Genomic DNA, 12,612 nt, shown 5'->3' on the forward strand with positions numbered 1-12,612 from the left:
CAAATTAAAAATGTCGATAAAATCAGCTGCTGCAAAGTTATTTGCTAAAAAAATATATAAAGAAACACAAACCTGGGTTTCAAATCCTGTTGCGAGTCAAAAGACTGTATTTATGGATTTAATAAAAGAAGCCAAGCAAACAGCGTTTGGAATTGACCATCATTTTGATACAATAAAAACGGTTGAAGATTTTGCAAACCAAGTTCCCATTAGGGATTATGAGGACTTAAAACCCTACATTGAAAAAGTAGTAAAAGGAGAAGAAAACATTCTCTGGAAAGGGAAACCGCTTTATTTCGCTAAAACTTCAGGAACGACTTCAGGAGCTAAATATATTCCATTGACTAAGGAATCGATGCCTTTTCATATTCAAGCGGCTCGAAATGCTATTTTGCATTACATTCACGAAACAGGTAAAGCTGACTTTGTTGATGGAAAGATGATTTTCCTACAGGGAAGCCCAATTTTGGAAGAAAAAAACGGAATACAATTTGGAAGGTTATCAGGGATTGTAGCGCATTTTGTCCCGAAATATTTGCAAAAAAACCGCATGCCTTCATTAGAAACCAATTGTATTGAAGATTGGGAAACCAAAATTGATGCCATTGTTGGGGAAACGTTTAATGAAAATATGACCGTAATTTCAGGAATTCCTTCTTGGGTTCAAATGTATTTTGAGCGATTAGAACAAAAAGGAGGAAAGAAAGTAGGAGATATTTTTAAGAATTTTAATTTGTTTATTTACGGTGGGGTGAATTATGAACCCTATAGAGCAAAGTTTGAAAACTTAATAGGTAGAAAAGTAGACAGTATTGAATTATTCCCTGCATCGGAAGGGTTTTTTGCCTACCAAGATTCCCAAAAAGGAAAAGGAATGCTACTGCTTTTAAAAGCGGGTATTTTTTACGAATTTGTAAAAAGCGATGAATTTTATACGGAGAAACCAAGGCGATATACGATTGGTGAAGTCGAGCTTGGGGTGAATTATGTTCTAATTATTTCTACTAATGCGGGTCTTTGGGGATATAATATAGGAGACACGGTTCAATTTACTTCATTAAAACCGTTTAGAATTATTGTTTCTGGGAGAATCAAGCATTACATTTCGGCTTTTGGAGAACATGTCATTGGTAAAGAAGTCGAAAATGCCTTACAAGAAGCGATGGAAGGAACAAATGTTCGTGTCAATGAGTTTACTGTAGCGCCACAAATCAATCCTGCTAGCGGATTACCCTATCATGAATGGTTCATTGAATTTGAAAATGAACCAGTAAACTTGATCACTTTTGCGGAAGCGATTGATGACGCTATGCGAAAACAAAACATTTACTACGACGATTTAATAAGAGGAAACATTTTACAAAAAGTGGTAATAACAAGAGTTGCTAAAAACGGTTTTCAAGAATATATGAAATCGATTGGGAAACTAGGAGGTCAAAATAAAATACCAAGACTTTCTGATAATCGAGATATCGTAGCGCTTTTGGATAAAAAATAAAAATTACATTTGTTGGTTAGAAATTATAGAAGAAATGAAAGACAGTAAAAATATATCACGCTCTAGAGCACAAGAATCATCGGCAGCTATTGAAAAAATGTACATCACGATGCGCCATTTATTCAATAGAGGTTTTTATAAACCGATGGGTATTTCAGGAGATACTTTAAGGGAAGCTTTAATGACATTACGTCCAGAAATATATGGAAATATCGCCGAAGAAAAAGTAGAATTAAACGGACTGTTATATGTGATTGAACGACTTCCTATAGGAATTGAAGAATGCAGATTCATCAATTTAACTTCAGATGAAGGCTATTCTAAATCCCATTTTCAAGCAATTATTCCTCCAAAAAGGCGTCGTAATTGTTACCGAATTGATGAGGAGCAAATGAATGTTGAAATTACACGTGGGCGATCAGATATTTACGATATTTTGACGCATTTAACGTTTATTTTCATCGAGTCTCATAAAATAAGAAATAGAGTGCTACTTGATGATGCAGGAGAAGTTTCTCGCGATTGGGTAAAATTACAACATGCAGTTTCACAGACAAAAAAATTATCTCTTGTTGAAAAAGAGAAAGCCATTTCGCATGCTGCAAATATCCTTGGAAGAACTTTTGAAGAAGTACTAGATATCTATGATGCTTTTGGTTCAGATGCCGCTCCAGATCGTTTTTTGCAAATTATTTTTTGGTTAGGTAAATTAGCGATTGAAGAAATCATTGACAATAATAAAAGAACAATCACTTTTAGTCCTATTTTGAGAGAGCGTTTAGGGCATCACATTCATGGTGAAAGATGGGCGACCAATATCAAGGAGGTTCTAAAAGAAAACGGACTTATAAACCGTCCAATTCATGTGATTAGTGCCAATATGCATAGTGTAATGAATTCTATTTTTGCAACAACAGTTTTAAAAACAAAGTTTAAAGACAAGTCGGATTTCTTTATTTATGAGGAATTAAGTAAATCTGGCGCGGATGAAGTTCGTAACAAAGTAGAAGAAGTAGCATTGAAGCACGGAATGATTTCTGTGCTTGATGATTCAGGAACAAATATTGATGTTCAAATTTTTGATACTGAAAAAATCAATTGGGCTAATTCGTCCTTCCCTACAGCCAAACTTGGAGACAAAAAACCAGTTTTAATTGTAATGGATTATGCATTTGGGGAACAAGCCTATGAAACAATTGATGAATTGCTGAAACCGTTCAAGAAAGATACTTTACTCAATGTAGAATCAGTTTCTATCATGGGAAAAGCAGGAATTCTAGAAGGAGGAAAAGGAGATATCATGATTCCGAATGCACATATAAACGAAGGAACGGCTGATAATTACTTTTTTGAAAATGAATTAACGGCCGATATGTTTGAAGGAAATGATATTGCAGTTTTTGCCGGGCCAATGGTTACTGTTCTTGGTACATCATTACAAAATAGGGATTTATTGAAGTTTTTCCATGAATCGACTTGGGGTGTAATTGGTCTAGAAATGGAAGGTTCTTATTATCAAAAAGCGATTCAATCAGCATCTAAAATTAGAAAAAGCGTACCCAAGGATATAAAAGTAAGATATGCCTATTATGCATCGGATAATCCGCTTGAAACTGGAAGTACTCTAGCTTCTGGAGGTCTTGGAACTACTGGTGTAAAGCCCACTTATTTGATTACAATTAAAATATTGGAACAAATTTTTAATACTAAACAAAAGTAAATAATGAGTGTAAACCTACCCCAAAATACTGAAAATCAAGAAATAGATTTATCACAGATTTCTAATAAAATAGGGAGTCTATTTCAAAATTTTAGTGCTTTAATATTTAGATGTATTCAGTTCTTTATTAGAAATGTGATTGTAATAATTGCTTTACTAATAGTGGGGATTGGGCTTGGTTTTTTCTTAGATACCACTCAAAAAACATATGATCAGCAAATAATTGTTGCCCCAAATTTTAAATCTGCGGATTATTTATATGCTAAAATTGATTTAATAAATGCTAAAATTATCGAAGGCGACACCTTATTTTTAAAAAATAGTGTAGGGTTAAAAAAACCAAAAACGATAAAAGGAATTAAGATAGAACCCATCACAGATGTATATAAATTCATTGAAAATAAATCAGAAAATTTTGAGCTAATCAAGTTAATGGCCGAAGATGGGGATATTAAAAAAATATTGGAAGATAATTTGACTAGTAAAAATTATACGAATCATGAAATAGTCATTACCACGAATGATTTAATAACCGAGAAATCAACTATTGAGCCAATTCTAAATTTCTTGAATGAATCAGATTATTTTAAGAAAGTTCAAATAGAAGAACTTAAGAATACTCAATTAAAGCTGAGGCAAAACGATACGATTATTTCACAAATTGATGCTGTTTTAAAGGGGTTTTCTAGTGATGTAAACAGTAGAAAACAAAGTGATAAGCTGGTTTATTACAACGAGAACACACAGTTAAATGACATAATAAAAACAAAAGGAGACTTGATTTATCAACAAGGAGTTTTAAGGGTTGACTTGATAGGAATGGATAAAGTTATAAAAGAAAATAGTGCTACTTTGAATAAACAACACCAAAGTTTTATTGGTGGAAAGTTAAAATTAATTCTTCCTTTTTTACTTATTTTGTTTTTCATTATTTGGAGTTTATTTATCAATTTTTATAAAAAACAAGCAGTAAAACAAAAGCTTGATAATTAATTTACACTCTAATTATAGTTTTCAATTCACTCAAAAAAACATACTGAATTCATGAAAATAAAATTGTTTATCCCCCTTTTTTTAGCACTTCTTTCTTTAGTTTCATGTAAAAAAGAAGTAGATAAAACGGAGAAAATTGACCAGACAAAAGAATTATTTAAGGTTTCACTAGATTTATTAATTAAGAAAAGGGATACGCTTCATTTGTACTACGGGCAAGATATGGCCGAAGACTATAGCGAAGAACATTCTATCTGGCTTCCAGTTGAAGGGAAAGAAATAGGACAAAAAGTCACCTTTATGCTACCAGAAGCTGTATTGCCTGTAAAACTTAGAATTGATTTTGGAGTAAATAGAAAGAACGAAGAGATTGTTTTAAACACGGTTGCGTTTGACTATTTTGACAAAAATTTTGTGGCCAATGACAGCACCATTTTCAATTATTTCAGACCTGATGAAAGCACAACTATTATAGATTATAAAACAAGATCGTTAAAAAGAAAAGATCCCAATTCAGTCAAAGGCGCATCCTTATATCCTCATGACGAAGCGGTAAAAGCGGTGCTCGAGCAACTTATTAAGTAAGTTTTTAAAACCTACAAAACCAATTAATAATCTAATGAATTCAGCTTCGGAAAATATTAAAATTAATGTGATTTTTAGATCTTGCGATGCTGTAAACGCCGTGAATAACTCAGCACGACCTTTTAATTTAGATAAAGGAACACTAATTAAAATTTGTTTCAAAAGTCTGTTGAATGCGTTAGAGGGAATCGATTATAAAATGATTGTAATAGGGGATGCTCTTTCTAAAGAAACGCGAGATTTTTTTTTGAAATATGATATTGAGTTAATAGAAGGTGTATTTGGTAACGATAAGTCAATACTGGAATCCATAAAAATAGCTGAGAAAATCAATAGTGAAGAGTGGATTTATTTTTGTGAAGATGATTATTTACACACTAAGGACAGTTTTAAAAAGATACTTAATTTAATAAAAGTAAAAGACCTAATTGTTCCGGGTAGAATTAAACTAAACCAACTTTTAAGAAAAAGAACCATTTCTCTTTTTTCATTTAAAAGATATTTAAGCAAACCCAATCTAGTTATTCATCCTTGTGATTACCCTGATCGATACACTATTAAATACGCTACAAAGAATTTTATATTTCATACCAAAGATTCCCATTGGAGGCAAATTTCGAATACTACTTTTACTTTTTTAATTGAAGCAAAAGAGTTGATCAAACATAGAAAAACATTCATTAAATCATCAAAAAGGGCAAACGATGGTTACTTAAGCACAACCCTTTTTGGCCGTTCATTTTTTTTCAATAAACTCCTTTGTGTATCGCCAATTCCCAGTTTAAGCACTCATATGCATCAAGAAACGATGTCTCCAATCATAGATTGGGAAAAACTTGCTACTGAATTACTTTGCGAAATAAAAACAGAAGAATAAGGATGTTTAAAACGGGGATAAAAGATAGAGAAACGATACAATACCTGCTTTCTCAAGGTGGTTTTTCCTTTTTATTTAGGATGTTCGCCATGGTATTTAGTTTCATTTCCATGTGGTTTATCACTAATTTTTATGGGGAAGCGGATTATGGAACTTACGCATTGGCATTAACGGTTTTACAAATTTTAGCAATGGTATTCGCATTGGGGGTTCCAAATGCATTTGTAAGTTTTGCTGGTAGAATAGACAATGTTGAAAAACTAAAGGGATTATTACTAAAATCGGGTGCAATTGTTTTGATCTCCTCTCTTTTTCCTATTCTATGTTTTTCTTTTGGTGCTCAATTTTTTTCGGAAACTGTTTTTCAAAAACCCTCGCTTTTAAATTATTTTCTGGTGGTATCCTTCAGTATTCCTTTTATGATTTTTCATGAAATAATTTGTTATTACTTTATTTCAGTAAAAAAAATCATTGCTTATGGTTTGTTTTTCTATATTTTTCCAAGCGTGTCGTTTGCCTTGTTTTTAGTAGCATTTTATTATTATAATCTAACTGGATTTTTTACTTTTCTAGCTTATGTAAGCTCAATTATATTAACAGTTTTAATAGCGTTAGTAGTATTATTTTATAAAAAAACTAAAATTACTTTCCCCGAAATAAGGAGTAAAGAAATATTGAAAAAATCATTTCCAATGATGGTTAGCGGTATATTTCTCATTTTATTAAATTGGACGGATATCCTCATGCTGGGTCGTATAGAAAGTGAAAGCCAGATAGGAATTTATAACACTGCGTTTAAACTGGGTTATCTTACTCTTTTTTTCGTTCTGTCGATGAATGTGATTATTATGCCTAAAGTAGCAGCGTTATTTCATCAAAACAATTTCAGCGAAATGAAAAAAGTGATTAACCGCTCGACTCAATTGGTCATTGTTTTCACAATTCCATTAGCCATAGGAATCATTTTTTTTAGTGAAAACCTCCTTCGATTATTCGGTGAGGGATTCATAGCGGGCAAGACGACTTTAATACTGATTACGCTTGGCGCCCTTTTTAATGCAATGACGGGTAATGTGGATCAGATTTTGAATATGACGAACCATCAAAAGGGAGTAAGAAACATATTTTTCTTCGGTTTTCTAATGAATGTTGCCTTAAATTTAGGGTTAATACCTAGTTATGGAATTGAAGGAGCCGCATTGGCAAGTTTAATTACTAACGTTGTGGTAAACATTGTTTTTGTTATTGTCATTAAAAAGAAATTGGGTTTCTTTACTTTTATGTAGATTTACCTTTTATAACAGTTAAAAAATGCCTCCAGAACTATCAGTTGTAATTGTCAACTATAACGGATTAATTTATTTAAAGGAATGTTTTGATGCTTTATTTCAGAATCTAAAAAACATAGAGTTCGAAATAATAGTGATTGACAATAATTCCCAGGACGGCAGTTGCGCTTATTTGAAAGCTAATTATCCTGAAATTATTTTAATTGAATCAAATGTTAATCTTGGTTTTGGAAAAGGAAACAATGAAGCAGTTAGAAAGGCAAAAGGGAATTATTTGCTACTATTAAACAATGATACAATAGTTCTTGATCCACTTTTACCCGTTTTGAATTTTTTGAAATCCGATGCGAAAATAGGAGTTGCGGGAATAAAAATGCTGGATGGGAATAAAAAATATTTAGCCTCGGCGGGAAATTTTCCGAATTACAAAAATCTGTTTCAAATGAAAAAATTAATGAAAATAGGGTCCGAATTTAGGACTGGTATTTTCACTAAAAAGGTTTATGAAGTAGACTGGTTGAGCGGCTCTTTTTTGATGCTACCCACTGAAGTGTTTAAAGAAATAGACGGTTTTGACGAAGATTATTTTTTATATGTAGAAGATGTAGATTTTTCTAAAAAAATCGCCGACAAGGGTTATAAAAGAGTTTTCTTGTCCAATTATAGTTATATTCACTTTGTAGGGTTTAATAGTTCCAAAAATCATTTGTTGGTCAGAGGATATGAAATTTATATTGCTAAACATTTCAAGGGATTTAATAAAAAAACATTGGGGTTTATTTTATCTGTAAACAAACTAGTAAAGCGTATAAAGCAGTTTTTAAAAAGAAACTAGAAACTATATTTTATAAAAACAATAGACTTTAATTGATGATTGTAAGCAAATCGAAATTTTATACTTCACTCTTTATACTTGTACTTTTGTTGCAATTGTATCTGCCTTCATTCAAGTTAAATTTGTTCATTCAAATAGGGGTTTTGATGCTTTATTTCTTTTATGAAAAACTAGCAATAGAAGCCCGTTTCTTAAAGATTATTGCGCCAGTTTTATTACTTTTTTTATTGGGTTTTATAGGAACAATATTCAATAGTTATCCCATTTATGGTTTTATAAAAGACATTTTTCATTTTTCTAAACCTATTGTAGGACTCTTAATTGGTTTTTTGTTCTATAAGAAAATCAATAATTTCAATTTGTTTATAAAGACTATTGTTTACTGCGGATTGGCATCGGCTATTATACATTTTCTAGTTTTGATATTTATGGGGAACATTTTTTCCAGTTCTGTGGATGCGATTAGAGAATTTGGAAAGGATAATTTCTTGGAACTTTTTGCACTTTTTTTCCTTTTATCGTATAGCTATTTTCAAAAGGAATACTTGTTAAAAAGTCGTTTATTGACTAGAGTAATTGTATTTATATTGTTTGTGTCAAATGTTTTGTATTTCTCAAGAACAATGATTGTGGTGGCTCTAGTGTTATTGTTGTCTATTTATGGATATACGGTCTTAAACAAAAAAACAATCCGTTTTCTGGGGCTTTTTATTACTGCCATTGCCCTTTTTTACGGCTATTTGTATACGGTTAAAATAGAAAGAAATAAACCAGGGATGGAAGGGTTTCTCTTTAAGGTGAAAATTGCTCCTGCTGAATTATTCAAAACCAAAATTGACCGGGAAAATCATAAGGATTTGTGGGATCATTGGCGTGGCTATGAGGCCAAAAGAGCCTATGCTTTAATGCAAGAAAACCCAAGTAGTTTTGTGTTTGGAACAGGTTTTGGTTCATTGGTAAACTTGAAATTCAAAGCGCCACTTACAGGAGAGAAAGAAGGGATTAGGTACATTTCAGAATTGCATAATGGCTATATGTATGTGTTTTATAAAACGGGAAGTATTGGGATAATCATACTATTTTTGTTTTTTGGAACACTCTATTTAGCATTGTATCGCAAGCACAATAACAAGAGAATAATTTTGGTTTTTATTTCGGGAATAGGTTTAGTATATGTATTTACCTCTTTGACCATCACAGGAATTTATAATGGACGCGATGTGATTATTTTTATATTAGGAGGCTTGCTTTATTTTGAAAGAAGTTCGGTTTTTGTAAAAGAAATAGAAGGATGAAAGAGCTGAAATTTTTTATAGATTGTAGTGTATTTGATAGAAGTCCTCAAGGGACTACTACCTACATAGCGGGTTTATATACAGAATTAATAAAGAATAAAGAACACCACTTTTATTTTGCATCGCACACCAATAATTTTAAAGACACTTTTGGAGAACACGATAATGTGACCTATTTAAAATATACTTCAAATAATAAATATGTAAGATTGTTGATTGATATTCCTCGGTTTATAAAAAAACTGAATATTGATTATGCTCATTTTCAATACATCATACCGCCCATTACGTACTGTAAATACATTGTCACAATTCATGATGTGTTGTTTTTAGATTTTCCAAAATATTTCCCCTTGGGTTATAAACTCTCAAAAAAATATCTTTTCCAATGGAGTATTAAACGAGCTGCTATTGTTTTGACGGTTTCTGAATATTCCAAAAATAGCATAGTTAATCATTTTAATCGTGCCGATGTAACTATAACTCCCAATGCGGTTGATCCTGTTTTTTTTGAGGATTATGATAAAAAAACAGTGGCTGAAAAGGTAAAAAAGAACTACGGAATTGAAGATTATTTTTTATTCATAAGCCGTTGGGAACCTAGAAAAAACCATGATTTCTTATTGAAGGTTTTTGTTGAAAAGGAATACTACAAAAAACATCATCTCGTTTTTATAGGAGAAAAAGCCATACCTAATAGGACATATTTAGATTATTTTGAAACGTTAAGCAGTGAAATGAAAGAAAAAATAATTGATTTAAATAAATTGGACTTCAATGAATTAGTTGCTGTTGTTCGTGGTGCTAGACTTTCGATTTACCCATCAATTGCTGAAGGTTTTGGAATTCCTCCTCTAGAAGCGTCGGCAACAGGAATTCCGTCGCTTTGTTCGAATACAACTGCCATGTCTGATTTTTATTTTTTAAAGGAGGGATTATTTAATTCGAATGATGAAAACGATTTGAATCGTGCTATTGTTTGGGGATTGAAGCAAGAAGGGCAAAACAGTGTTATTTCATCAATAATAAAAGAGAAATACAATTGGGAAATTGCGGCTGAGGTTTTTCTAAAAGCAATAAATGAGAATCAACAACTTAAATAAATAGTAAAAGACCTATTTTTGGTTCATTAAATTGGAATAAACAGTATGAGAATAGCTATTTTAGGAACGCGAGGAATACCCAATAACTATTCTGGTTTTGAGCAATTTGCTGAGTTCTTTTCTGTTTTTCTAGTTGAAAAAGGACATGAAGTATATGTTTATAATTCTCACAATCATGTATTTCAGGAAAAAACATTCAAAGGGGTAAATATCATCCATAAAAATGATCCTGAGCATAAAATGGGAACTTTTGGACAATTTGTATATGATTTCAACTGCATTATGGATTCTAGAAAAAGGGATTTTGACATCATACTTCAACTGGGATATACAAGCAATTCGATCTGGTTTTTCCTATTGCCTAAGAAACCCATTATTATAACAAATATGGACGGGCTAGAGTGGAAGCGAACGAAATATTCCAAGCCAGTGCAACAATTTCTTAAATTTGCTGAGCGATTGGCTGCCGTTAGTAGTGATTTTTTGGTTGCTGATTCATTGGGAATTCAAACCTATTTAAAAGATAAATATAAAAAAGAATCTGCTTATATTGCTTATGGTGCACATCCATTTATGAATCCTGATGAATCCATTGTAACGGATTATGAGCTCTCGAAATACAATTACAACATGATTATGGCTCGGTTTGAACCCGAAAATAATCTGGAAATGGTATTAGATGGTGTGGTGTTGAGCAATTCTATGATGAAAATTATTGTAGTTGGCAATCATAAAACCAAATATGGAGACTATTTAAAAAAGAAGTTCATAGCGCATACAAACATTGCATTTTTGGGTGGGATTTTTAATTTGGAGCACCTCAATAATTTAAGGTATTTCAGTAATCTGTATTTTCACGGGCATTCAGTTGGAGGTACCAACCCATCTTTATTAGAGGCCATGGCGTCAAAGGCGTTAATTATGGCTCACGACAACAATTTTAATAAAGCTGTTTTAAAAGAAAACGCATTTTATTTTTCGAATGCTATAGAAGTGAAAGAACTACTTTTAACAGTAAAAAGAGAAGACTGTTTAAACAAAATTCAAAAGAATTTTGAGACGATTATAAATGAATTTAACTGGGATAAAATAAATGGAGACTATTTACGCTTATTTGAAAAAAGCATTTCAGGAACTGATGCTTCTTCATAAGCAAAGTCCGCCTTTACTGCTGCTATTAGTTGTTTTACTCACCATTCCGTTAAGTTATGCTATCAATAGTATAGCAATGGGAATCTTTGGTTTATCGACTTTGTTTTATGCTAAAAAATCAAATTTCAAGATAGATAAAAATCTATTTCTACTAGTTTTCCTGTATGCATTGATGGCACTTTCACTATTGTGGAGTCACGATTTAAACGCTTCTATTAAAGCAATTTCAAAGGAACTTCCACTATTGATCTTTGCAGTTTGTTTCATGAGTTTTCCTGCTTTTGACGAAAGTAAAAAACAACTGTTGCTTAAATATTATAGTTTCGGAATGTTAATTTATGTTGTTTATTTTTTGATCAAAGCAGTTGTTCGTTATAGTATTACAAGAGACAATTCTGTTTTCTTTTACCATGAGTTGGTAACCGATGATCTAAATGCCATTCATGTTTCGGTTTATATGTCGGTTGCTTTTTTTTATTTTTATTCGAAAGAGAAAAGATCTAAATTAAATTCAATTATTGCATTTTTATTGGCCATTTTTATCTTTTTACTGTCGTCAAAAAATATCATTGTAGTTTTTGTTTTACTGCTAATTGTTTTTGAATTATTTTATTCGAAAGGGCAACTGAAACAAAAAAAAGCAGTCGTGAGTCTGTTTCTATTAGCAATAATTATGTTGCTGTTTTCGACTAAAATTAAAGAGCGGTTTCTGGTGGAATGGAATTCAAATACTACTGAAAACAAAACTAGTTTAAGAACTGATGCTGTCAATACTGTAAGTGTCAATCAAGCTTGGACCCAAGATAAATTTAATCAGAATGATTATTTTTCCGGAACTGCTTTTAGAGTGTATCAAATACGGATTTTTAAAGAAATGCTAGAAGAAGATAATGTGTTTTTTAAAGGATATGGGTTGAATGCATCCGATTTTAGAATAAAAGAAAAAGGCAAAGAGCATACTATTTTTTCTGGTGATGCGACTCACGATGGCTATCAAAACAAGAATTTTCATAATCAATATGTCCAAATTTTCGCCGAAACAGGAATAGTAGGATTACTATTGTTACTCTTGATTGTATCTTTGAGCTTGAGAAACGCAATAAAATCAAAAGATTTTGTTGCTATTTCTTTTGCAGTATTAATGATAAGTTTATTTTTGACAGAATCATTTTTATCAAGACAACGCGGACTTGTCTTTTTTACCATATTTTTTTGCGTTTTTAATGCAAAAAATAGTCCCAAACCCATTACAAAACTATAAAAAC

At 31.7% G+C, this 12,612-nt stretch carries 11 protein-coding genes; all 11 read left to right on the forward strand.

Annotated features, from left to right (window positions below; genetic code table 11):
• Positions 1 to 10 precede the first annotated feature (10 nt).
• The 11 genes from AB3G34_RS14730 (at position 11) to AB3G34_RS14780 (ending at position 12,608) form a co-directional block, all read left to right on the forward strand.
• On the forward strand, positions 11 to 1,498 hold the full coding sequence (locus AB3G34_RS14730) for a GH3 auxin-responsive promoter family protein (RefSeq protein ID WP_369752891.1): 1,488 nt from the start codon (positions 11 to 13) through the stop codon (positions 1,496 to 1,498).
• Positions 1,499 to 1,532: 34 nt separating this feature from the next.
• On the forward strand, positions 1,533 to 3,218 hold the full coding sequence (locus AB3G34_RS14735) for a hypothetical protein (RefSeq protein ID WP_367772848.1): 1,686 nt from the start codon (positions 1,533 to 1,535) through the stop codon (positions 3,216 to 3,218).
• A 3-nt stretch (positions 3,219 to 3,221) separates the two neighbouring features.
• A complete protein-coding gene (locus AB3G34_RS14740) occupies positions 3,222 to 4,211 on the forward strand; it encodes a hypothetical protein (protein WP_369752892.1) in 990 nt (329 codons plus the stop codon).
• A gap of 51 nt (positions 4,212 to 4,262) precedes the next feature.
• On the forward strand, positions 4,263 to 4,796 hold the full coding sequence (locus tag AB3G34_RS14745) for a hypothetical protein (RefSeq protein ID WP_367772852.1): 534 nt from the start codon (positions 4,263 to 4,265) through the stop codon (positions 4,794 to 4,796).
• A 34-nt stretch (positions 4,797 to 4,830) separates the two neighbouring features.
• The gene (locus AB3G34_RS14750; RefSeq protein WP_369752893.1) at positions 4,831 to 5,673 is read left to right on the forward strand and encodes a glycosyltransferase; all 843 of its coding nucleotides are present in this window, start codon (positions 4,831 to 4,833) and stop codon (positions 5,671 to 5,673) included.
• Positions 5,674 to 5,675: 2 nt separating this feature from the next.
• Positions 5,676 to 6,959: a flippase gene (locus AB3G34_RS14755; protein WP_369752894.1), complete on the forward strand. Its 1,284-nt coding sequence runs from the start codon at positions 5,676 to 5,678 to the stop codon at positions 6,957 to 6,959.
• 25 nt (positions 6,960 to 6,984) lie between these two features.
• Positions 6,985 to 7,797, forward strand: coding sequence for a glycosyltransferase family 2 protein (locus AB3G34_RS14760; RefSeq protein ID WP_369752895.1), 813 nt, complete (start codon positions 6,985 to 6,987; stop codon positions 7,795 to 7,797).
• Between the two features lie 122 nt (positions 7,798 to 7,919).
• Positions 7,920 to 9,092 (forward strand): O-antigen ligase family protein, encoded by a 1,173-nt coding sequence (locus tag AB3G34_RS14765; RefSeq protein WP_369752896.1) that lies wholly within the window; start codon positions 7,920 to 7,922, stop codon positions 9,090 to 9,092.
• Positions 9,089 to 10,195, forward strand: a complete 1,107-nt coding sequence (locus AB3G34_RS14770) for a glycosyltransferase family 4 protein (protein WP_369752897.1) — start codon at positions 9,089 to 9,091, stop codon at positions 10,193 to 10,195. The genes AB3G34_RS14765 and AB3G34_RS14770 overlap by 4 nt, the downstream gene beginning before the upstream one ends.
• Positions 10,196 to 10,240: 45 nt before the next feature.
• A complete protein-coding gene (locus tag AB3G34_RS14775; RefSeq protein WP_369752899.1) occupies positions 10,241 to 11,347 on the forward strand; it encodes a DUF1972 domain-containing protein in 1,107 nt (368 codons plus the stop codon).
• The gene (locus AB3G34_RS14780; RefSeq protein WP_369752900.1) at positions 11,289 to 12,608 is read left to right on the forward strand and encodes an O-antigen ligase family protein; all 1,320 of its coding nucleotides are present in this window, start codon (positions 11,289 to 11,291) and stop codon (positions 12,606 to 12,608) included. Before AB3G34_RS14775 ends, AB3G34_RS14780 begins: the two co-directional genes overlap by 59 nt.
• Positions 12,609 to 12,612 lie beyond the last annotated feature (4 nt).

It is taken from the genome of Flavobacterium sp. WC2409 (genome assembly GCF_041200085.1).
Classification (GTDB): domain Bacteria; phylum Bacteroidota; class Bacteroidia; order Flavobacteriales; family Flavobacteriaceae; genus Flavobacterium.